Genomic DNA, 21,789 nt, shown 5'->3' with positions numbered 1-21,789 from the left:
GCCCAGGGCGACCGCCGCCCGCGCCCTAGAGAGAGAATACCAATTCGTCATAGCTGCGCGCCTTGCTCTGGACGATATCGCTGAATTGCCGGTAGGACGCCACAAGCCCATCCTTGGCGTTGGCCGGCGCGGCTTCGGTTCGCCGCAAGGCCTCGTAAAGCGGGATGATGGTTTCGCCGAGCACCCGGCGGTCCGGCGTGCGGCGATTGGAATGGAAGCCGAGGAAATTCCCGGCGGCGTCGCAAGAGGGGGTGACATGCGCGAACACCCAATAGTGATCGCCTGATTTTGTCATATTCTTCACGTAAGCAAAGACTTCATGGCCCTCAAGAATCCGGTCCCACATGAATTTGAACACCGCCCTGGGCATGTCGGGGTGGCGGACGATGGAATGCGGCGCGCCGATCAATTCCTTCTCGCTATAGTTCGCAATGGCGCAGAAGGCGCGATTGACATAGGTGATCCGCCCCTTCAGATCGGTCTTGGACACAATGAAATGATCGCGGTCAAAAAACACCTCGCGATTGGTCGGTATAGTCTCAGTTTTCATCGCGCGGCCCAACCTCACTTACGCCAGGGTTAGGCCTCTCAGCTTGCCTCTGGCTGGACTCAAGGCGCGTTCATGTCGCTTTCATGTCGGGTTGTTAAGGTTGAGACAGGATTTTCAGGATAGGACTGCGCAATGATCACTCAAAGCGGCAAAACCGCCAATACGAAGATCACCAATACGACTTGGGCGCAACTCAAGGTCGGCGACACCGCCTCGGTCGAGCGCGCCTGCGCCCAGCGCGACTTGCTGCTGTTCGCGCACGTGTCGGGCAATCTGAACCCACTCATGCTGCCGACCGAGGAGGACAAGGCGCGGACGAGCAACGAACCCATCGCGCCGTCGATGTGGATCGGCTCGCTGATATCGGCGGTTCTCGGCAACATCCTGCCCGGTCCGGGCACACTCTATCGCTCGCAAAGCTTCGAATTCGCCAAGCGCGTGCATGTCGGCGACCGCCTGCGCGTCACCGTGACCTGCCGCGAGAAGCGCGAGGAGCCTGTCGCGCTGTTCGAAACCATCGTCACCAACGCAACCGGCGCAACCGTCTGCAAGGGCTTGGCCGTTGTCGAGGCGCCGCGGCTTCAGGTCGAAATCGAAGCGCGTCATCTGCCGACCCTGATTCTTGAGGAAAACGAACAGTTTCCGCATCTGGTGGCGCTCGCGGCGCAATTGCCGCGTCTGAAAACCGTGGTGGTTTGCCCCGAGAACCACGCTTCCCTCAACGGGCCTCTGCTGGCTTTTGAAAAAGGCCTGATCGAGCCGATCTTCATCGGCGATCCCCTGCGCATCGCGGCCGCGGCGAAGGAACTGAACGCCGATCTCTCGGCCTTCCGCGTGGTGGAGGAGAAAAACCATCGGCGGGCCGCCGACAAGGCCGTCGCCATGGTGCGCGCAGGCGAAGCCGGCGCGGTGATGAAGGGCGACCTCCATTCCGACGACCTGCTCGCCGCCGTCGTGAAGAAGGACGGCGGCTTGAGAACCTCGCGCCGCATCAGCCATGTCTTCGTCATCGACACGCCGACGCTGGCCGACCTGCTGTTCGTCTCCGACGCCGCCATCAACATCGCGCCGGACCTGATGACCAAGGTGGACATCGTCCAGAACGCCATCGATCTGGCGCTCGCCTGCGGCGCCGCGCCCCGTGTCGGCGTACTGTCGGCGGTCGAGGTCATCAATCCCGCCATCCCCTCGACGCTCGACGCGGCGATCCTCTCCAAAATGGCGGAACGCGGCCAGATCAGGGGCGGCGTGGTCGATGGTCCCTTGGCCATGGACAACGCCATCGACATTGAGGCGGCCCGCACCAAGGGCATCGCCTCGCTGGTCGCCGGCCGCGCCAATGTGCTGATCGCGCCCAATCTGGAATCCGGCAACATGCTGGCCAAGGAGCTGACCTTCATTTCCCATGCCGAAGCGGCGGGCCTCGTGGTCGGGGCGTCCGCGCCCGTCATGCTGACGAGCCGGGCCGACAATGACAATGCGCGGCTTGTTTCCTGCGCACTGGCGCAGCTTTACAAATACTGGCAAGACAACGGAAAGGCCTTCACCGGCGCGGACAGCGAAGACGAACGCGCGGCCGATTAAAACCCTTCCGGCGGCGTGTTTCGCGCGCCGCCTCAAACAGAGAGACCTCATGGCCGACATCATCCTCACCATCAACGCCGGCTCATCCTCGATCAAATTCGCGGCTTACGAAATCGACCAGGGCAAACTCGCGCGGCTGGCGCTCGGCGAGATCGACGGCATTGGCGGCAAGGCCCATTTTTCGGCGCGCAAGGGCAACGACGAAAAGACCGGCTTCGATCTCGACCAGAGCCACATTGCGGTGGACCACCGCATGGCGCTGACCGCCGTGATGGACTGGCTCGAAAAGGAGCAGAACGGCGCCAATGTCATCGGCGTCGGCCACCGCGTGGTGCATGGCGGCCCCGACTATTGCGAACCTGTGCTGGTGGATACCGCAATCCTGGCGCAGCTCAGGTCGTTCGAGCCGCTGGCGCCGCTGCACCAGCCTTACAATCTCGCGGGAATCGAAGCCGCGCACGACTGCTTTCCCAAAGCGGCGCAGGTGGCCTGTTTCGACACCGCTTTCCATCGCAGGCATCCTTTCATCGCCGACACCTACGCCCTGCCGCGCGAATATTACGACGAAGGCGTGCGCCGTTACGGCTTTCACGGCCTGTCCTATGAATTCATCCACCGCATTCTCCGCCACGAGGAGCCGGTTTTGGCGCGCGGCAAGGTGGCCGTCGCCCATCTCGGCAACGGCGCCTCGATGTGCGCGATCAATTCCGGCAAATCCGTGGGCTCGACCATGGGCTTCACCGCGCTGGACGGCCTGCCGATGGGGACGCGCTGCGGTCAGCTCGACCCCGGCGTGGTGCTCTATCTGATGAGAGAGAAGAAGATGAGCGCTGACGAGATCACCGATCTGCTCTACAAGAATTCCGGGCTGAAGGGCATGTCGGGCATTTCCAACGACGTGCGCGATCTCGAAGCCTCGACCGAACAATCCGCCAAGGACGCCCTCGATTATTTCGTCTCGCGCGTGCGCCGCAATCTCGGCGGTCTCTGCGCCGAACTCGGCGGGCTCGACTGTCTGGTCCTGACCGGCGGCATTGGCGAAAACGCGGTGAACGTGCGCAAGGCCATCCTGCAAAACCTGGAATGGTTCGGCATCCAGATCGATTTCGCGGCCAACGCCAGGAACGAGCGCATCATTTCCGAAAAAGGCTCGCCGACCGTCGTCCTGATCCTGAAAACCGACGAGGAGCGCATGATCGCCGCGCACACGGCCGAACTTCTCAATTTGAAGGAGCCGCTGGTTCCGGCCATCGCCTGAGGTCGCGAACCACATTCCGCCTGTCACAAACGCGGCATAGGCTACACGTCAGCCGAGCGGGGATGATCGCAACAGCGATGTTGCGGGTCCAGGCCGCGCATTCACCTCGCCCAACATCAGAACAAGGAGGCGCTCATGCCCTCGACTTACAGCCCGGAAAGCATCTTTCCACGTCTCGCCGAGGACGGCGCGACCGGCGCGGCGCAGGCGAAAAACCTCGCCGAACTCGCTGGCGTCCACGCGCATAAAATCGCGCGCCACCATGGCGAGCGGACCCAAAAGGCCTTCGCCGAAGCGACGCCGGCCTTGCAAAAACTCGCGGATCTCGCGCGGGCGGGCGGACTCGACAAGGCGGCCAGCGAATATATGCGCGACGCCGGCCAGCGCTTCTGGATGACGCTCGACGTGTTGCGCGAGCGCGGCAACAACGACGCCGCCCATGAGGCCGCCGGCACGCCGCCGGTGCTGATCTACGATTATGACGTGGCGCTCGACGGCAAGGATCTGGCTCATCCCTGCAATTATATCCTGTTGAAGATCATCCCGCCCAAGGGCGTGGAAACGCACGACTGGAAGCGGCCGTACATGATCATCGACCCCCGCGCCGGCCATGGCGCGGGCATTGGCGGGTTCAAGCCGGACAGCCAGGTCGGCGTGGCGCTGAACGACGGGCATCCGGTCTATTTCTGCGTGTTTCGTCCGCAGCCCGAACCGGGACAGACCCTCGCCGACGTGATGCGCGCGGAAGCGGAATTCTTGCGCGAAATCCGCCGCCGCCATCCCGACGCGCCCAAGCCCGTCGTGGTCGGCAATTGCCAGGGCGGCTGGGCGACGCTGGTGCTGGCCGCCGCCAATCCCGGCATAACCGGGCCGCTGGTGATCAATGGCGCGCCGGTCGCGGCCTGGTCGGGCCGCATGGGCGAAAATCCGATGCGCTACAATGGCGGCCTGCTCGGCGGCGCCTTGCCCGCCCTGCTGATGTCCGATCTCGGCGCCGGCGTGTTCGACGGCGCGCATCTCGTCAGCAATTTCGAGGGGCTCAATCCCGGCCGCAACTATTTCGGCAAATATTACGACCTGTTCGCCAATCCGGAAAAGACCCGCCCGGGCTTTTTGGACTTCGAGCGCTGGTGGGGCGGCTATCATTACATGAATGAAGCCGAAATCAGCTGGATCGTGCGCAACATCTTCATCGGCAACCGGCTGTCGCGCGGCGAGGCCCGCATCGAGCGCGGACGCCGGCTCGACATCAAGGCGATCCGCTCGCCGATCATCGTCTTCGCCAGCAAGGGCGACAACATCACCCCGCCGCAACAGGCGCTGAACTGGATCGCCGACACTTTTTCCGACGAGCACGAAATCCGCGTGCGCGGCCACCGCATCATCTACATGATCCACGAAAAAGTCGGCCATCTCGGCATTTTCGTGTCCTCCTCGATCGCGAAGAAGGAGCACGCCGAGGTCACATCGACGCTGAAGACCATCGAGGCGCTCGCCCCCGGCCTTTACGAGATGACCATAGACGAACAGATCGGCGAGGGGGTGGATGCGCATTTCCGCGTGTCCTTCACCGAGCGCAAGATGAGCGAATTGTCCGGACTGGACGATTCGCGCGATGACGAGGAGCTGTTCGGCGCGGTGTCGCGCCTGTCCGATGTCGCCTGCGACCTTTACGACATGCTCTGGCGTCCCTTCGTCCAGGCCAGCGTTTCCAAGGAAACCGCCGAGTCCATGCGAAAAATGCATCCGGCGCGCGCCAGCCGCCGCATGTTCTCCGACGAGAACCCGCTGATGGATTTCGCGCGCGGCCAGGCGAAACAGGCCGAGACGGCGCGCGCGCCCGCCGATCCCGCCAATCCCTTCATCGCCCTGGAGAAGACCTGGGCGAACGGGGTCATCCAGGCGTTCGACTTCTGGCGCGACATGCGCGACGCCACCTATGAAATGAGCTTCTTCTCGATCTACGGTTCGCCGACGATGAAGCGCCTCGGGTCCAGTCGCGCGTGGACGCGCACGACGATGGACGCCCAGGAGCTGGCGCATCTGCCGGAGGTCGAGGCCATTCTGCTCGGCGTCGATCGCGGCGGCTTCGCGGTCGCGGTGATTCGCATGCTGATCCTGATCGCGCAGGCGCGCCATTCCGTGCGGCGCGATCGTCTCGAGCGGTCAGCGAAAGTGCTCGGCCGCGACGAACCCTTCGCCTCCCTTGGCGCGGAAAAACGGGCCGCCCTGATCCGCGAACAGAGCATTGTCGTGGAATTCGCGCCCGACCGGGCGATCGAGACGCTGGCGCTGCTGTTGCCAGAGCCCGAGGCGCGCCAGCGCGCCATGGCGGTGGTGGACTATATCGCCGGCGCGGTCGAGGAAATGGAGCCGCGCACGATCCAGATGCTTGGCAGGATGCGCTCTGTCCTCGGCTTGCCCGAACTCACCGGCCCGGCGCCGACCGATCCGCTCGAAACGGCGCAAGCGGCCGCGCAATAGGCCTGTGCTGGCTTGTGTGCAAGCATAGGCCGCACATAATCCGTACAAGACAAACCGCGCCTTTTGCATTATGGACTGACCGCTTGGTCAATTCCGAGGGCGCGCCTTGAGTGAGACAGTCGTGGAAACGCCGACGCAGGAAACCGCGTCGGCGCGTCAGCCGGGTCCGGACGCGGGCGGCGACGGCAAGGGGAACACCGGCAAGCCCAGCAGCGGGCCGGGCAAGACCATCGGAATCGGGCTGGTGGCGCTCGTCGCCGCAGGCGCGACTTGGCATTTTCTGACCGCGGCCGATGTCGAGAGCACCGACGACGCCTTCGTCGACGGCCGCTCCTCCATCGTCTCGCCGCTGGTGGCGGGCGCGGTGGTTTCGCTTGATGTCGCCGACAACCAGTTTGTGAAGAAGGGCCAGCAACTGGTCCGCATCGATTCCCGGCAATACGAGAACGACCGCGCGCTCGCCGCCGCCGTGCTTGAATCCGCCAGGGCGCAGCTCGGCGCGCAGAGTTTTGGCCTCGAAGTCGCCAAGAGGAATTTTCCCGCCCTGCTCGCGCAGGCGCAGGCGCAACTCGCCGCCGCCCAGGCCACAGCGGCCAAGGCGCAGGCCGACTACAACCGCCAGGCCGCCTTGAGCAAGCAGGCGACCTCCCAGCAGGAAGTGGACGCCGCGCGCGCGGCGCTGAAGCAGGCCGAGGCGCAGGTCGCCTCCGCGCAGGCGCAGGTGGCGCAGGCGACGCCGGTCCCTCAACGCATCGGCGAAACCGAAAAGGCCGTCAGCCAGCTTCAGGGTCAGGTCGATCAGGCGCAGGCGCGCCTGCAACAGGCCGAATTGAACCTGTCCTGGACAATGGTGGGCGCGCCGCAGGATGGCTGGATCACCAAGCGCAATGTCGAACTCGGCAATTACATCGCGCCGGGACAGCAGATTTTCGCCTTGGTCGGAACCGAGCGCTGGGTGATCGCCAATTTCAAGGAAGGCCAGCTCCGGCGCATGAAGCCGGGCCAGAAGGTCAAGATCGCGGTGGACGCCTATCCGCAGCTCGATCTCGAAGGCCATGTCGACAGCATCCAGCAGGGCTCCGGCTCGAAATTCACCGCTTTCCCGCCCGAAAACGCCACCGGCAATTTCGTCAAGGTGGTGCAGCGCGTGCCGGTCAAGATCGTGATCGACAGCGGGCTCGACCCCAATCTGCCGTTGCCGCTCGGCATTTCCGTCGTGCCCCAAGTCTCGCTCGCGCCACAAGTCTCGATCAAGTGAGTGTCGCCGCAATGACCGACGCGCACGCCGGATGGAAGCCCAAGGCCAATCCCTGGCTGATCGCGGTCGCCGTCACCATCGCCACTTTCATGGAGGTGCTGGACACCACCATCGTCAATGTGGCCCTGCCGCATATCGCCGGCGCTCTTTCCGCCAGCAATGACGAGGCGACCTGGGCGCTGACCTCCTATCTCGTCGCCAATGGCATCGTCTTGACCATTTCCGGCTGGCTCGGCGATCTGTTGGGGCGCAAGCGCTATTTCCTCATCTGCATCGCCATGTTCACGGTCTGCTCGTTCCTGTGCGGCGCGGCGACCAGCCTGTCCCAGCTCATCCTGTTCCGGCTGTTGCAGGGCTTTTTCGGCGGCGGCATGCAGCCCAACCAGCAGTCGATCATCCTCGACACGTTTCCGGTCGCCAGGCGCGGCGCGGCCTTCGGCGTCGCGGCCATGGCGACCATTGTCGCGCCCGTGCTCGGTCCGACGCTCGGCGGCTTCATCACCGACACGTTCGACTGGCGCTGGATCTTCTTCCTCAACGTGCCCATCGGCATTTTCGCCGTTTTCATGGTGTCCGCCCTGGTCGAGGACCCGCCGTGGGTGAAGGAGCGCAAGAGCCGCGGCATGGATTTCATTGGCCTCGGCCTGATCACGCTCGGCCTCGGCTGTCTGGAAATCATGCTCGACCGCGGCACGGACGACGACTGGTTCGCCTCGTCCTTCATTCAGCTCATGGCCGTTCTCGCAGTGCTCGGCATTGTCGGCGCGATTGTCTGGCTGTCGGTGGCGAAAAGACCCATCGTGCATCTGGACGTGTTCAAGGACCGCAATTATGCGGTCGGCTGCGTCATGATCGCCGCCACCGGCGGGCTGCTCTACGCCAGTGTGGTGATGATCCCGCAAATGGTCCAGCAATATCTCGGCTACAACGCCACCTGGTCCGGCCTGATCCTGTCGCCGGGCGGCGTATTCATGATCGTGCTGATTCCCCTGGTCGGCCGCATGATGAAATATGTCGCGGCGCGCTATCTGGTGGGGATCGGCTTCCTGATCATGGGCTTTGCCTTCCTCTATTCGAGCCATCTCGCGCAGATGATCGATTTCCCGACGCTGGTGGGCATGCGCCTGTTCCAGACCTCCGCCCTGGCCTTCCTGTTCGTGCCGATCAGCACGGTCGCCTACCTGACCCTGCCGCGCGAGCGCAACGGCGACGGCGTCGCGCTTTTCTCCATGTTCCGCAATGTATTCGGCTCGGTCGGCATTTCGCTGTCCACGGCGAGCGTCGTGGACAGCGCGCAACGCCACCAGAATTTTCTGAGCCAGTACGCCTCGCCCTTCCACCAGCCCTTCAACACTCTGGTTTCGACCTATCAGAGCGCGCTGGTTTCCGCCGGCCAGACGGTTCAGACCGCCCATGACATGGCCTTGGGACGGGTGATGCAGACCATACGCACGCAGGCGGCGATCCTGGCCTATTCCGACACATTCTTTTATTGCGCGCTCGCGGCCTTCGCCGTCGCGCCGCTCACCTTGCTGATGACCTCGAAGAAAAGCGTTGGCGGACCTGGAGCGGCCCATTGATGCGGAAAACGGCTCTTCTTTTCATTCTGACGGCGCTATCGGGCTGCAATGCGGTCGGCCCGGATTTTTCGCCGCCCGCCAGCGGCCTGCCCGAGCGCGCCCTTGCCGCCAGCGCGAAAACCTCCGCGCCCAACCCGGAATGGTGGGCGAGTTTTCGCGATCCGACCCTGACGGCGCTGGTCCGCGACGTGGCGCAGGCCAATCTCGACATCCAGACCGCAACCCTGCGCGTCGCGGAGAGCCGGTTCCAGCGCGGCGTCACGGCCGCCGTGCAATTCCCGACGCTCGGCGGCGACGCGAAGGTCACCCGCGAGCAATATTCCAAGAACGGCATCCTCAGCCTGATGGGCGGCCTCGTTCCCGGCGGCCTCGACGTGCCACCGATCTCCGACCATTTCGTCGGCTTCGACGCCTCGTGGGAGATCGACATCTGGGGCCGCGTGCGCCGCTCGGTGGAGGCCGCCGACGCCCAGGTCCAGGTTTCGGAGGATCAGCGCCGCGACGCCCTGCTGTCGGTCATGGCCGAAACCGCGCGCGACTACATCCAGTTGCGCGGCGCCCAGGTTCAGATCGGCGTGCTCAACGACAATGTGAAGGTCGCCGAGGGCATTTTGAAACTCGCGGACGAGCGCCAGGCCAAGGGCATGCAGAGCGCGCTCGACACCGAGAACGCCCGCTCCCAGCTCGAAGCCTATCGCGCCCAGATTCCGCCGCTGGAGCAGCAGGAATCGGAGCTGATCAACGCCTTGTCGTTCCTGCTCGACCAGCCGCCGGGCGCGCTAAAAGCGCGGCTTGGCCAGAAGCGCAAGTCGCTCGTCCTCGCCGCCGTTCCGGACGGCGTCAGCTCGGAGCTCGCCCGGCGCCGGCCGGACATACGCGTGGCGGAAGCCCAACTGCACGCCGCCACCGCCCAGACCGGCGTCGCCGTCGCCTCGTTCTATCCCTCGATCACGCTCAACGGACAGGCGGGCCTGGATTCGCTCAACACCAACAACCTGTTGCGCGCCTCCTCGTTCCAGTGGAGTTTCGGGCCGAGCGTGAGCGTGCCGATCTTCGAAGGCGGAAAACTGAAGAACAATCTGGACCTGCGCGAGACCCAGCAGCAGGAAGCCGCGCTGGCCTATCGCAAGACGGTCATGGCGGCCTGGCGTGACGTTGTGAATGCGCTGGTGGCGCTGCGCTCGGAAAAGGCGCGCTACGCCCGGTTGTCGGAACAGGTTTTGCATGCGCGCAAGGCGGCGGGAATCGCCCGCGACCGCTATCGCGACGGCGTCACCGAATTCATCAATGTTCTGGACGCCGAGCGCACCGCGCTCATCGCCGAACAGCAGCAGGCGCAAAGCGCGACCACGCTCGGCGTCAATCAGGTGCAGCTCTACAAGGCGCTCGGCGGCGGCTGGGAAGGGACATTCCCCGCCGCCGGTGAATGAGGGTTTGAGTCCCTCGTTTACTCAGGTTTGCACATTCGTTAAATAAATGGTTAGGGCGCGCGATGTAACGATCGCGCATGACGCCAGCCGAACGTGACCATAGATCCTGGGCAGGATCGATCCATGTCAGAATGACCTTGGTCATTTTCGGATTTATCGCTCTCATTGCTTCCGTTACGTCAATAAGCATTTTCGGTCTGAAGGCCGTGGACGCGAAGATGAAGTTCATCGAGCAGGTCGGCCTGGTCGAAACCCATTATTTCGCCGGACTGGGCGACAAGCTGTCCGAGATGCGCTTGATGGAAGTCACGGTCCACCACGCGGAAAACGAAACCGAACGCGCGGAAACCCTCGAAGCGCTCGCGCAAAGCCGCGAAACGGTCGGCCTGCTAATAACGCAGGGCGACGCGATCATGCCGGGCCGCGTGAATGTGGAGCTGTTCGATCGCTTTCGCGCCGCCTGGAAGCACTATGCCGAACTGCACGACAGGCAGTTTTCGACCATGAACAACCGGAGTCACCCGGGCGGCGTCGAGAGCCTGATTCACAAAGCCTATGTCGAAACGGAACAGGCGCTGGACCTGCTCGACGAAGCCAGCCAAAACCAGATCACCCGCGAGGTGCAGGACGCCGACGCCCTGTCGGATTCGATCATGACCATGATGATCGTCGCCTCGGTGTTCGCCACGGGCGCGGCGCTGCTGCTTTACGGGCGCGCGCGGAAAAACCTGTTCACGCCGCTGCGCGAGATCACCGAGGCTCTGACGGCTCTGGCGCAGGGCCGCACGGATGTCGAGCTTTCGCATCGCCAGGCGCGCGACGAGATCGCGGACCTCGCGAGCGCCTTCCGAATCTTCCGCGCCAATCTCGCCGAACTGGAGCATGCCCACAGCGCCGCCAAGCTCGCGCGCAAGGCGGCGGAGGCGATGGCGCACCAGGATCCCCTGACCAACCTGCCCAACCGCCGCGCGCTCGCCGCGAAATTGCGCGCCTTTCTGCAAGGGGATGGCGAACCGGCCAAGGTCTGCGCGCTTCTGATCGTCGATCTCGACCGTTTCAAGCCGGTGAACGATCTCTTGGGCCATATGGTCGGAGATCTCGTGCTTTGCGAGGTGGCGAAACGTCTCGAAGAGGCGGTCGTGCATGGTGGATTGGTGGCGCGGCTCGGCGGCGACGAATTCGCCGCCGTCATGCCGCTTGCCGACGGCTGCGACCCCCAGCCCGCGCGAGACCTCGCCAAGCGCATCCGAGACTCGCTGCGCGCGCCGATCGCGGTCGGCGACCATCGCATCGAGATCGACGCCAGCATCGGGATCGCCGTCTCGGACGGCGCGAGCGACCCGGCGGGACTGCTGTCGGCCGCCGATATCGCCATGTACAGCGCCAAGAGGAGCGACCAGGACCGGATTTGCCTGTTCAAACCCGAGATGGAAGGCGCGCTGCGGCGCCGCGTCGGGCTTGAAAAGGCGCTGCGCCGGGCGCTCAAGGCGGGCGAGATCACGCCGCATTACCAGCCCATCGTCGATCTCGGCGCGCGCCGGATCCGAGGCTTTGAAATCCTGGCGCGCTGGCGCGACCCGCAGCTTGGTCAGATTTCACCCGAAATCTTCATTCCCCTGGCCGAACAGCAGGGTCTGATCTTCGACCTCTCCATGGCCATGCTGGCGCAGGCCTGTCGCGACGCCGCGGATTGGCCTGAGGACATCGGGCTCTCGATCAATGTGTCGCCAGTGCAATTGCGCGACCGGCGCTTCCCCGAAGACCTGCTCGCGAGCTTGCGGGCGCATGGTTTCCCCCCGCAGCGGCTGGAAATCGAGATCACGGAAACCGCCCTGATCGGCGACGTGGATCTGGTGCGCGACATTCTCGTGCGCCTGCGCGCGGCGGGCCTGAAGGTTTCGCTGGACGATTTCGGCATGGGCTTCTCCAGCCTGAATCATTTGCGCCAGTTCAAGATCGACAAGGTAAAGATCGACAAATCCTTCACCAAGACCATCTTCGAGGATCCCGAAAGCGCGCTGATCGTCAGGTCCGTCCTCCACCTCGCGCACGGCCTCAATCTGATGACCGTCGCCGAGGGGGTCGAGGATGAGCGCACGGCCGATATGATGAGCCTGATGGGCTGCGATTTCGGCCAGGGCTATCATTTCGGCAAGGCGGTTCCCGCCGCCGAGGCCGCCGCCCTGGCGGCGCGGCCCGCTGGCCAGGCTGTTGCGGCAGCCTGAATTTGCGCTTTCCTTTCGCGCCGCCAAGGTTATGTTCCCGCGCTAGAGCATGATCCCAAAAAGTGGACGCCGGTTTTTGGCAAAGATCATGCGAAAACAAAGAGTCTAGAGCGCGATGCGTTTCCGTGGAACCGCATCGCGCTCTAGACTTTCGCCGCAGGATTTAAAATGGCCTTCCTCGCCGACGCGCTCTCCCGTGTAAAACCCTCCGCCACCATCGCCGTCACCCAGAAGGCGCGGGAATTGCGGGCGCAGGGGCGCGAGATCGTCAGCCTGTCGGTGGGCGAGCCGGATTTCGACACGCCCGACAACATCAAGGCGGCGGCCGTCGCCGCGATCGCGCGCGGCGAAACCAAATACGGGCCGGTCGCCGGCATCCTGCCGCTGCGCGAGGCCATCGCCAAAAAGTTCAAGCGCGAGAACGGGCTCGACTACAGGCCGACCCAGTGCATTGTCGGCACGGGCGGCAAGCAGATCCTGTTCAATGCGCTGATGGCGAGCCTAAATCCCGGCGACGAGGTGATCATTTCCGCGCCCTATTGGGTGTCGTACCCGGAAATCGTCGCCCTGTGCGGCGGAACGGCGGTGATCGTCGAGACCAAGCCCGAGCAGGCCTACAAGCTCCAGCCCGAAGCTTTGGAACGGGCGATCAATTCGCGCACCAAATGGGTGATTCTGAATTCGCCGTCCAACCCTTCCGGCGCCGCCTATACGCGCGACGAACTCAAAGCGCTGACAGAGGTCTTGTTGCGCCATGAAAACGTCTGGGTGCTCACGGACGACATGTACGAGCATCTGGTCTACGGCGATTTTGTCTATACGACGCCGGCGCAGATCGAGCCCGGCCTGTACGACCGAACGCTCACCATGAACGGGGTGTCGAAGGCCTATGCCATGACCGGCTGGCGCATCGGCTATGCCGCCGGCCCGGACAAGCTGATCAAAGCCATGGACATGATTCAGGGCCAGCAGACCTCCGGCGCCTGCTCCATCGCGCAATGGGCGGCGGTCGAGGCGCTCAATGGGCCTCAGGATTTCATCGCTTCGAGCAAGAAGGTTTTTGAAGCCCGCCGGGATCTGGTGGTCTCAATGCTCAACCAGGCCGCGCATCTGGAAGCGCACCGGCCGGAAGGCGCCTTTTACGTCTTCCCCTCCTGCGCCGGGGCGATCGGCAAGATTTCGGCGGGCGGGACCAAAATCCTCACCGATGCGGATTTCGTGTCGGCCCTGCTGGCGGAAGAGGGCGTCGCGGTGGTGCAAGGCTCGGCCTTCGGCATGGGACCGAATTTCCGGGTCTCCTACGCCACCTCCAACGCCGTGCTGGAAAAGGCCTGCGCCAAAATTCAGACTTTTTGCGCCGGGCTTCGTTAACCGCCTCACCCGACAAGCCGACAACCTCCGGCCCGACCTCGCGCGGGTTGCGCGCGCCGAGGACAGGCTGAGATGATTTTTTGCGCGCCGCATTGTCCTAAAGCACGAATTCGCGGCCTTGCGGGACCATCGGAACGCCCGCTACAAATCATTGAAGAAAAAAAATCATAACCGGCTTCGGCCTCGGGGAGAAGTTTTGGGACCTGTCACGCGAACGATCCGCGCGCTTTTCGCCCTGATGTGTCTTGCCGCGCCAGCGCGCGCCGAGCCGGGGCCGGCGCCCGAGGGGACGGCGCAAACATTCGTGATCGGCTATCTGCGCCGCGCGGAGAACCGCACGGCGATTTCGCGCGTAAACCTTCCCGCCGAAAACGACGGACAGGCCGGCGCGCAAGCCGGTCTCGACGACAATAATGTCACCGGCGAATTTTTGGGCCAGATTTTTTCGCTCGCCGCCCATCGACTGAAACCCGGCGAAGACCCCGCTCAGGCCCTCGCCGATCTGGAAGCCAAGGGCGCGCGATTCGTCCTGGCCGACCTTTCGGCGGAAAGCCTGCTCAAGGCCGCGGACAGTCCCGCCGGCGCCGGCGCGCTGCTGTTCAACATCGGCGCCCCCGACGAAGTTTTGCGCGAAGAGTCCTGCCGCGCCAATGTCGTGCATGTCGCGCCCTCGCGCGCCATGCTGGCCGATGGGCTGACGCAATATCTGCTGTGGAAGCAGTGGCGCAAATTTGTGCTGGTGGTCGGCTCGCATGAGGAGGACCGACTCTGGGCCGAGGCCATCAAACGCGCGGCGGCGCGTTTCGGCGGCAAAATCGTGGAGGAACGCATGTTCGCGGATGCCGGAGGGGCGCGCCGCGCCGACAGCGGCGTTACGCTGGTGCAAAAACAGATTCCCGCCTTCACCCAGAACGCGCCATCTTATGACGTGATGGTGGCGGCCGATGAAAGCGCCGTCTTCGCCGATTACCTGCCCTATCGCACCTGGGACGCCCGGCCTGTCGCCGGCTCGGCGGGCTTGGTCCCGACCGCCTGGGACCCGTCCTACGAGCAGGCCGGCGCCACCCAGTTGCAGCAGCGCTTCGAGCGCAGGTTTTTGCGGCCGATGACCGCGCTCGACATGAATGGCTGGGAGGCCGCGCGCATGATCGGCGAGGCGGCGGCCCATGAGGCGGCCGGCGATGTGGCGGCGGCAAAAACTTATTTGCTTTCGAAGGATTTCGCGCTGGCGGCGTTCAAGGGCCAAAAGCTCACGCTGCGCGACTGGAACCTGCAATTGCGCCAACCCATTCTGCTCTCCGACGGACGAAACGTCGTGTCCGTCTCGCCGCAGGAGGGTTTTATGCATCAGTTTTCCGAACTCGACACCCTCGGCCTCGACCGACCGGAGACCAAATGCCGTTTGAAATGACGCTGTCGGACTCGCGCGTGGACCGCCCCCGCCCTTCGAGACGCTTGCTTCGCAAGCTCCTCAGGGTGAGGGCTACTGCAGGCTTTTTGGGGGTGTTGACGGTTGGCCCCGCCTTCGCCACCGACGCCTTTGTCAGCAATGAGAAGGGCAACACCATCTCGGTGATCTCCGTCGAATCGATGATGCTGAAGAAGACGATTTCGGTGGGCCAGCGCCCGCGCGGACTCGTCGTCAGCCCCGACCAGAAGACCGTTTATGTCGCGCTCGGCGACGCCGACAAGGTCGCCATGATCGACGTCAAGGCGCAGGAGGTCACCGGCGATTTCGACGCGGGCCGCGACCCCGAGCGGCTCGACATTTCCCCTGACGGCAAGACGCTCTACGTCACCAACGAGGACAGCAACACCCTCACCTTCTTTGGCATCGAGAGCAAGGAGCGGCTTGGCGGCGCGCGACTCGGCGTCGAGCCCGAAGGTCTGGCGGTGAGCCCGGACGGCAAGGTGATCGTCGCCACCACCGAAACCACCGGCATGGCGCATTTCATCGATGCCGACAGGCGAAAAATCCTGGCCAATGTGCTTGTGGACGCGCGGCCCCGCATGGCCGCCTTCACGCCCGACGGCAAGGAGGTTTGGGTTTCCGCTGAAATTGGCGGAACCATCTGCATTATCGACGCGGAAACGCGAAAAATCGTCGATCGGGTGAGATTCGAGGTGCCCGGCCTGCGCGCCGAAAACGTGCAGCCGGTCGGGATCAATATTTCGCGTGACGGCAAGCTGGCCTTCGTCTCGCTCGGCCCCGCCAACCGTGTGGCGGTGGTCGATGTGAAGACGCGCCAGCCGATCAAATATCTGCTGGTCGGCCAGAGGGTCTGGCACGCCGCCTTCACGCCGGACGGCAAATTTCTGCTCACCGCCAACGGCGTTTCCAACGATGTTTCGGTGATCGACGTCGCCGCGCTGAAAGTCGTGAAGTCGATTCAGGTCGGAGAATCGCCTTGGGAATTGGTCATTCCCGGAGAGGCGAAGCCATGAACGCTCCGGCGTTGGAGGCGCGCAATGTCTCGCACTGCTATGGCGCGCGAAAAGCGCTTGACGATGTGAGCTTTTCGGTTGGCCGGGGCAAGTTCTGCGTGCTGCTCGGCCTTAACGGCGCCGGCAAGAGCACGCTGTTTTCGCTGGTGACGCGGCTGTTCGCCCTTCGGCAAGGGTCGCTCGCTGTGCTCGGCTGCGATCTCCAGCGCGAGCCGCGCAAGGCGCTGGAGCAATTGGGCGTGGTGTTCCAGTCGCGCACGCTCGACCTCGATCTCAGCGTCGCCCAGAATTTTTACTACCACGCCGCCCTGCATGGCATTGGCAAGGCGCGGGCGAATGCGCGCACGGAAGAACTTTTGAACGCCGTGCAGCTTGCCGACCGCGCCGGCGAAAAAGTGCGCAACCTCTCGGGCGGGCAGATGCGCCGCGTCGAGATCGCCCGGGCGCTGTTGCACAAGCCGCGCCTGCTGGTGCTGGACGAACCGACCGTCGGCCTCGACATCGGCGCCCGCGCCGACATTTTAAAACTGGTGCGCGGGCTGATCGCCAGCGAGGGCATGAGCGTGCTGTGGGCGACTCATCTGACCGATGAAATCGCCGGGACGGACGACGTGATCGCGCTGCACAAGGGCAAGGTCCGCGCCAGCGGCGCCGTGACGACCCTGCTGGAACAGACCGGCGCCAGCGACATCAAACAGGCTTTCATGCTTTTGATCGATGAGGAGGCGCTCGCATGAGCTACGCCGCCTATGCCATCTGCCTTAAGGGCATCATCTGGCGCGAGGGCCTGCGCTTCCTGCATCAACGCGAGCGCTTCGTCTCCGCCTTGGTGCGGCCGTTGGTCTGGCTGTTCATCTTCGCCGCCGGTTTCAGGCAGGTTTTGGGCATTTCCATCATCCCGCCCTATGAAACCTACATTCTCTACGAGGTTTACATCACGCCGGGCCTGCTGGCGATGATCCAGCTTTTCAACGGCATGCAGTCCTCGCTTTCGATGGTTTACGACCGCGAGATGGGCAATATGCGGGTGCTGCTGCTGTCGCCTTTTCCGCGCTGGTTCCTACTGTTGGGCAAGCTGATCGCGGGAACGCTGGTGTCCGTGCTGCAATGCTATGCCTATCTGCTGATCGCGTATTTTTGGGAGATCGAGCCGCCGCCGCTGGGCTATCTCACAGTGCTGCCGGCCCTGCTGCTGGTCGGGCTGATGCTGGGATCGCTGGGCATGTTGCTGTCCTCGCTGATCAAGCAGTTGGAGAATTTCGCGGGCGTGATGAATTTCGTGATTTTCCCGATGTTCTTCGCCTCCTCCGCGCTTTATCCGCTGTGGCGGGTGCGGGAAGGCAGCCCCTGGCTCTATTATGTCTGCCAGGTCAACCCGTTCACCCATGCGGTCGAACTGATTCGCTTCGCGCTCTACACGCAGTTCAACCCGCTGGCCTTCGCGGTCGTGTTCGGCTGCACGGCCGTCTTCATGCTCGGCGCGCTCGTCGCCTACGACCCCTCGCGCGGCCTGATGGCGCTGCGCGGGGCGCCGGGCGCCGCAGCATAAGTTGGAAGCGCCGCGGCATGAGTTCAATGAGGCGCGGCATGAGTTGATTTCGCCGAGATATAATACTACTCTTTTAATAGACTTTTGTACTTCTCGCGGCGGAAAGGCTCCATGCGCGATTGGAATTGCGATCTCTATCTCAAATTCGAGCGCGAGCGCGCCCAGGCCGCCCGCGACCTTTTGTCGCGCATCCCGCCGCTGGCGCCGCGCAAAATCGTCGATCTCGGCTGCGGCCCAGGCAATAGCGCGGCGATTCTGTCGCTATACTACCGCTGCGGCGACATTTTGGGCATCGACCGTTCACCCAGCATGATCAAGGCCGCGCGCGAGCGATTGCCCATCGCGCGCTTTGTCGAGGCCGATCTGGCGCAATGGGCGCCAGAGGCCCAGGTGGACCTGATCTTCGCCAACGCCGCCCTGCATTTCGCGCCCGACCACGACAGGCTGCTGCCCAAGCTGCTGTCCTTCCTGAAGCCGGGCGGAGTTCTCGCGGTGCAGATGCCCAATGTCCTGCAAGACCCTGCCCACGCGCTGATGCGCATGGTGGCGGTCGATGGACCCTGGATGGAAAAGCTGGCGCCGATCGCCAAGAGCCGCGCCGCCATCGGCTCCATCGACGATTATTACGCCTGGCTGTCGCCACATGTGCAAAACATCGACCTCTGGCAGACCACTTACGTTCACCCGCTGGACGGCCATGATGCGGTGATCGACTGGTTCGCCGGTTCGGCGCTGCTGCCGTTCCTGGACCGGCTCGACGACGACGACGAAAGCGCGGCCTTTCTCGCGCATTATCGGCGCGAACTGGAAATGGCTTATTTGCCGCAGGAAGACGGCAAGGTGCTGCTGCACTATCCACGCCTGTTTTTCGTCGCGCAGGTATGACGCAAAGTCACCCGATGTGACCTTCGCTTCTTGCGTTCGCCACAATTTAGCGGCAGACAGGACTCATGGCTCAAGCTCTGACCCGCGCTCTGCTTCTGTTCACCCTCGCCTCCCCGGCTTTCGCCGGCGGTCTGCCCGCGCATCCGCCGGTTCCGCCTGTGCGACCGGCCTTTCCAGGCGACCCGCCTCCAGAAGCCCTGACGCCCGAACCCGAGCAGCAAGGCGTCGTCGATCTCACTCCGGCGGAGCAGCCCGCGCCGGTCAATGTCCCGACCCCGCCGGAGGCCCGCGTCGACTTGCCGCAGCCGCCCTACGACCCGCGTCTGGACAAACCCGGCGTTGACGAGCTTGACCCCGACGGGTTCAGCCTCGCCGAAAAATCCGGCCTCGCCGATCTCACCCGCAAATACGCCGCCCGCCACGGCGTGCCGCTGGCGCTGCTGCACCGCATCATCATGCGCGAGAGCAAATACCACCCAAATCTGATGCATCGCCGCTATTACGGGCTGATGCAGATCACCTCGGCCACAGCGCGCGGCATGGGTTACAAGGGCGCGCCCAAGGGCCTGCTCGACGCCGAAACCAATCTCGCCTATGCGACGCCCTATCTCGCCAACGCCTGGGCGCTCGCCGACGGCGACATGGACCGGGCCGTGCGGCTCTACGCCTCCGGCTATTACTACACCGCCAAGACCAAAGGCCTGCTCGGCGCGATGCGTCACGCCCATTCGCCGCCGATCACGCCGGAACCGGCGGCGCAAGAGCAGCCGACGCTGGCGGCCCCGCCGCCTCCGCCGCAGACCGGAGTATTTGGCGGGCTGTTCGACCGCTGACCCCTTGCATCCCCACCGCGCGAACGCCATCTCGCTCCCGTAGGCTGAGGGGGGAAGCGATGGTGAGCGAAAGCGGCGCGCAGGCGCGGACACTGCGTCTGATGGCCATGGACGAAGCCGATCTCGCGGTGTTGTCGGCTCATGCGCAGGATGCTGTGCTGCATGTCGCGGACATGCTGTTTCAGCAAAGGGAGCGCCGCTTCATCCTCGCCCTGCACCGGTTCGACTGGCTTCGCGCCGAAGCGCATCTGCGCGTCCAGGCCGGCCTGCATTTCGAGCATGTGCGCAAGGCCGCGTTGCACGGCTTTCGCCAGGACCGGCCCGAAGACATTTTGAACCTGCTGTCCATCGCCTTCATCCCCGGCGACGCGCCCTCGGGAGAAATTCTGCTGACGTTTTCAGGCGGCTGCGCCATAAAACTCGAGGTGGAATGTATCGAGGCGCGCCTCGCCGACCTGGGTCCGCGCTGGCCGTGCAAAAATGCGCCGGAGCATCAGGGTGAGGCGCGGTAGGAATTGGACCGGATGGCGATCCGCCGCCACGCGCGGTCTGCTTCTGGCTCCTTGCTGACCTTCCCGACAACGCCCGCGACCGTCTTCATTTGACCGCCTGCTGTCTCGGATCAACTGGATCATGTCTGTCTCATCCAGGGCTTGCAAATACTCGTTATCTTCAGTTGACATTGTTCGTTGCCGGGTAAACTCCGAGGCCGCGCCGGCAAGGATGCCACACACCTGAAGTTGGGGTGTCGTTGCAGAATCAGCAAAAGGCGATGCAATGACGTTCATCGGAAATGTCGCGACCACGTGCGGGTGATCGAACCGCGCTTCAGGGACTCCCATGGAAGATAGCGCGTCCCAAAGCCAACGAAGAAAATGAGGATCTCAAGGAGCGAATCATGCTGCCGAAGTCACAAAAACACAAATAATGTCGTATTAAATCCTAAGGGACAAAATAATGATTGTAATTAAATTCAATCGCATCGAAGGCAATGTTGATTTGCCGGTTCCAGACTACGCTACGTCAGGCGCTGCAGGAATGGACCTTCGCGCCTTTCTTCCAGAAGGACCGATAACGTTCGAGCATGGTCAAATAAAGATTATCTCCACAGGTTTTCGTGTGGAACTTCCTCATGGAACAGAAATGCAAATTCGTCCAAGGTCAGGCTTGGCGCTCAAACACGGGTTCATGATTCCTAACAGCCCAGGAACGGTGGATGAGGATTACAGAGGCTGTGTAATGGTAGGCCTCTACTACATTGGTTCTGAGCCTTTTACCATCGCTCACGGCGACCGCATCGCTCAAGCCGTGATTGCGGAAGTTCGCCGTTTCCCGACCGTTGAAGTGAGCAATCTTTCCGACAGCACGCGGGGTTCCGATGGCTTCGGATCGACTGGGTTGAAGTAGCGCAGAGGTTGAATTGGCGCGTGGGGCGCGACAGGGCGAGGAAAAGATCGTGTCCCGCGCGTGGTGTAGGACGACGGGAGAAAGCCACTCGCGAAGCGCGCTGCCCATAGCGCCGTAGCGAGCGAGCGGCTTTCGGCGGCCACCGACGATTCTCCGGTTAAGTTCGGGTTACGAACACCAACGTAACCGAGGAACCAACGATGACCGATGAGATGATGAACCTTCGCGCGCTCGTGGAAAAAGGCCCCCGACGCGGATATTTTGCGCGAGATGATCGGCTTCGCCGCCGAGCGGCTGATGGAGATGGAGATGGAGGTCGCCGGGCTGACCGGCGCCGACTATGGCGAGGAGTCAGGTCAGCCGGTTGTGCGAGGAGATCGACGGCAAGCTCAAAGCCTTCCTCGACCGGCCGATCGAAGGCGACTGGCCCTATCTGTGGATCGACGCCACCTATGTCAAAGTCCGCGACATCGGCCGCATCGTCTCGGCGGCGGTGATCATCGCGATCGGCGCCAACGCTGATGGCCGCCGCGAAGTGCTCGGCATGGATATTGACCCCTCGGAGGCCGAGACCTTCTGGACCGATTTCCTGCGCAAGCTGCGCCGCCGAGGCCTGCGCGGCGTCAAGCTGGGGTGAGTAGGCCAAGGGAGTTTCACCCTCGGCCCCTCTCAGAACCGGACGTGAACCTCTCGGTTCCAGAAACTGTTTATCGATCCGCAGCATCAGAGTGAGGTTCGTCTCGGTCTCGCCCTCAGGGCTGTTCAGTTCTTAATACAGTCGAGGCATAGCGAGGATTAGATTGAGATCGAGTGCGGCGCGCCAGCGGGCGTTTTTGATGTTGTCGCACCCAGCGGCCCTGAGCAGGTTGTACGCGAAAGATCGCAGGCGGGCGGCGATGTCCGGGTTCTTGCGAATGCGTGAGGCATCCT

17 protein-coding genes and 1 pseudogene are annotated in these 21,789 nt (G+C 63.3%); 17 read left to right on the top strand and 1 reads right to left on the bottom strand.

Annotated features, from left to right (window positions below; genetic code table 11):
• Window positions 1-25: 25 nt before the first annotated feature.
• On the bottom strand, window positions 26-550 hold the full coding sequence (locus tag CCR94_RS03015) for a PAS domain-containing protein (RefSeq protein WP_104506401.1): 525 nt from the start codon (window positions 548-550) through the stop codon (window positions 26-28).
• 132 nt (window positions 551-682) lie between these two features.
• Here CCR94_RS03015 and CCR94_RS03010 point away from each other — a divergent pair, with 132 nt between their 5' ends.
• The 17 genes and pseudogenes from CCR94_RS03010 to CCR94_RS02930 form a co-directional block, all read left to right on the top strand.
• Window positions 683-2,134, top strand: coding sequence for a bifunctional enoyl-CoA hydratase/phosphate acetyltransferase (locus CCR94_RS03010; protein WP_104506398.1), 1,452 nt, complete (start codon window positions 683-685; stop codon window positions 2,132-2,134).
• A 49-nt stretch (window positions 2,135-2,183) separates the two neighbouring features.
• On the top strand, window positions 2,184-3,392 hold the full coding sequence (locus tag CCR94_RS03005) for an acetate/propionate family kinase (RefSeq protein ID WP_104506397.1): 1,209 nt from the start codon (window positions 2,184-2,186) through the stop codon (window positions 3,390-3,392).
• 135 nt (window positions 3,393-3,527) lie between these two features.
• Window positions 3,528-5,876 (top strand): DUF3141 domain-containing protein, encoded by a 2,349-nt coding sequence (locus CCR94_RS03000; RefSeq protein WP_104506396.1) that lies wholly within the window; start codon window positions 3,528-3,530, stop codon window positions 5,874-5,876.
• 106 nt (window positions 5,877-5,982) lie between these two features.
• On the top strand, window positions 5,983-7,134 hold the full coding sequence (locus CCR94_RS02995; protein WP_104506395.1) for an HlyD family secretion protein: 1,152 nt from the start codon (window positions 5,983-5,985) through the stop codon (window positions 7,132-7,134).
• Between the two features lie 11 nt (window positions 7,135-7,145).
• On the top strand, window positions 7,146-8,714 hold the full coding sequence (locus CCR94_RS02990; protein ID WP_104506394.1) for a DHA2 family efflux MFS transporter permease subunit: 1,569 nt from the start codon (window positions 7,146-7,148) through the stop codon (window positions 8,712-8,714).
• Entirely contained in the window at window positions 8,714-10,144 is a 1,431-nt protein-coding gene (locus tag CCR94_RS02985) for an efflux transporter outer membrane subunit (RefSeq protein ID WP_104506393.1), read from the top strand. The genes CCR94_RS02990 and CCR94_RS02985 overlap by 1 nt, the downstream gene beginning before the upstream one ends.
• Before the next feature lie 77 nt (window positions 10,145-10,221).
• Entirely contained in the window at window positions 10,222-12,369 is a 2,148-nt protein-coding gene (locus CCR94_RS02980; protein WP_104506392.1) for a putative bifunctional diguanylate cyclase/phosphodiesterase, read from the top strand.
• 168 nt (window positions 12,370-12,537) lie between these two features.
• Window positions 12,538-13,740: a pyridoxal phosphate-dependent aminotransferase gene (locus tag CCR94_RS02975; RefSeq protein ID WP_104506391.1), complete on the top strand. Its 1,203-nt coding sequence runs from the start codon at window positions 12,538-12,540 to the stop codon at window positions 13,738-13,740.
• Between the two features lie 238 nt (window positions 13,741-13,978).
• Complete coding sequence (locus tag CCR94_RS02970) at window positions 13,979-15,151, top strand: ABC transporter substrate-binding protein (protein WP_104506400.1); 1,173 nt, start codon at window positions 13,979-13,981, stop codon at window positions 15,149-15,151.
• 92 nt (window positions 15,152-15,243) lie between these two features.
• Window positions 15,244-16,185 (top strand): PQQ-dependent catabolism-associated beta-propeller protein, encoded by a 942-nt coding sequence (locus CCR94_RS02965; protein WP_244593917.1) that lies wholly within the window; start codon window positions 15,244-15,246, stop codon window positions 16,183-16,185.
• Window positions 16,182-16,922, top strand: coding sequence for an ABC transporter ATP-binding protein (locus tag CCR94_RS02960; RefSeq protein ID WP_104506390.1), 741 nt, complete (start codon window positions 16,182-16,184; stop codon window positions 16,920-16,922). The genes CCR94_RS02965 and CCR94_RS02960 overlap by 4 nt, the downstream gene beginning before the upstream one ends.
• Entirely contained in the window at window positions 16,919-17,734 is an 816-nt protein-coding gene (locus CCR94_RS02955) for an ABC transporter permease (RefSeq protein WP_104506389.1), read from the top strand. Before CCR94_RS02960 ends, CCR94_RS02955 begins: the two co-directional genes overlap by 4 nt.
• A gap of 111 nt (window positions 17,735-17,845) precedes the next feature.
• The gene (tam, locus tag CCR94_RS02950) at window positions 17,846-18,619 is read left to right on the top strand and encodes a trans-aconitate 2-methyltransferase (RefSeq protein WP_104506388.1); all 774 of its coding nucleotides are present in this window, start codon (window positions 17,846-17,848) and stop codon (window positions 18,617-18,619) included.
• A gap of 65 nt (window positions 18,620-18,684) precedes the next feature.
• The gene (locus tag CCR94_RS02945; RefSeq protein ID WP_104506387.1) at window positions 18,685-19,452 is read left to right on the top strand and encodes a lytic transglycosylase domain-containing protein; all 768 of its coding nucleotides are present in this window, start codon (window positions 18,685-18,687) and stop codon (window positions 19,450-19,452) included.
• Between the two features lie 101 nt (window positions 19,453-19,553).
• The gene (locus CCR94_RS02940) at window positions 19,554-19,964 is read left to right on the top strand and encodes a DUF2948 family protein (protein ID WP_244593919.1); all 411 of its coding nucleotides are present in this window, start codon (window positions 19,554-19,556) and stop codon (window positions 19,962-19,964) included.
• Window positions 19,965-20,409: 445 nt separating this feature from the next.
• Entirely contained in the window at window positions 20,410-20,859 is a 450-nt protein-coding gene (gene dut / locus CCR94_RS02935) for a dUTP diphosphatase (RefSeq protein ID WP_104506385.1), read from the top strand.
• Between the two features lie 200 nt (window positions 20,860-21,059).
• A pseudogene (locus CCR94_RS02930) lies at window positions 21,060-21,490 on the top strand (transposase); the annotation flags it as partial.
• Window positions 21,491-21,789 lie beyond the last annotated feature (299 nt).

Origin of the sequence: Rhodoblastus sphagnicola (genome assembly GCF_002937075.1) — a bacterium.
GTDB lineage: Bacteria > Pseudomonadota > Alphaproteobacteria > Rhizobiales > Beijerinckiaceae > Rhodoblastus > Rhodoblastus sphagnicola.
This window is presented reverse-complemented; position numbering and strand designations above follow the sequence as displayed.

What these genes read in the sequence shown, in the direction of transcription:
- CCR94_RS02975 (WP_104506391.1), top strand. Translation starts at nt 12,538, where the DNA reads ATGGCCTTCCTCGCCGACGCGCTCTCCCGTGTAAAACCCTCCGCCACC.
- dut (WP_104506385.1), top strand. Translation starts at nt 20,410, where the DNA reads ATGATTGTAATTAAATTCAATCGCATCGAAGGCAATGTTGATTTGCCG.
- CCR94_RS02985 (WP_104506393.1), top strand. Translation starts at nt 8,714, where the DNA reads ATGCGGAAAACGGCTCTTCTTTTCATTCTGACGGCGCTATCGGGCTGC.
- tam (WP_104506388.1), top strand. Translation starts at nt 17,846, where the DNA reads ATGCGCGATTGGAATTGCGATCTCTATCTCAAATTCGAGCGCGAGCGC.
- CCR94_RS02960 (WP_104506390.1), top strand. Translation starts at nt 16,182, where the DNA reads ATGAACGCTCCGGCGTTGGAGGCGCGCAATGTCTCGCACTGCTATGGC.
- CCR94_RS02940 (WP_244593919.1), top strand. Translation starts at nt 19,554, where the DNA reads ATGGCCATGGACGAAGCCGATCTCGCGGTGTTGTCGGCTCATGCGCAG.
- CCR94_RS03000 (WP_104506396.1), top strand. Translation starts at nt 3,528, where the DNA reads ATGCCCTCGACTTACAGCCCGGAAAGCATCTTTCCACGTCTCGCCGAG.
- CCR94_RS02955 (WP_104506389.1), top strand. Translation starts at nt 16,919, where the DNA reads ATGAGCTACGCCGCCTATGCCATCTGCCTTAAGGGCATCATCTGGCGC.
- CCR94_RS02970 (WP_104506400.1), top strand. Translation starts at nt 13,979, where the DNA reads ATGTGTCTTGCCGCGCCAGCGCGCGCCGAGCCGGGGCCGGCGCCCGAG.
- CCR94_RS02980 (WP_104506392.1), top strand. Translation starts at nt 10,222, where the DNA reads ATGACGCCAGCCGAACGTGACCATAGATCCTGGGCAGGATCGATCCAT.
- CCR94_RS02945 (WP_104506387.1), top strand. Translation starts at nt 18,685, where the DNA reads ATGGCTCAAGCTCTGACCCGCGCTCTGCTTCTGTTCACCCTCGCCTCC.
- CCR94_RS03010 (WP_104506398.1), top strand. Translation starts at nt 683, where the DNA reads ATGATCACTCAAAGCGGCAAAACCGCCAATACGAAGATCACCAATACG.
- CCR94_RS03005 (WP_104506397.1), top strand. Translation starts at nt 2,184, where the DNA reads ATGGCCGACATCATCCTCACCATCAACGCCGGCTCATCCTCGATCAAA.
- CCR94_RS03015 (WP_104506401.1), bottom strand. Translation starts at nt 550, where the DNA reads ATGAAAACTGAGACTATACCGACCAATCGCGAGGTGTTTTTTGACCGC.
- CCR94_RS02990 (WP_104506394.1), top strand. Translation starts at nt 7,146, where the DNA reads ATGACCGACGCGCACGCCGGATGGAAGCCCAAGGCCAATCCCTGGCTG.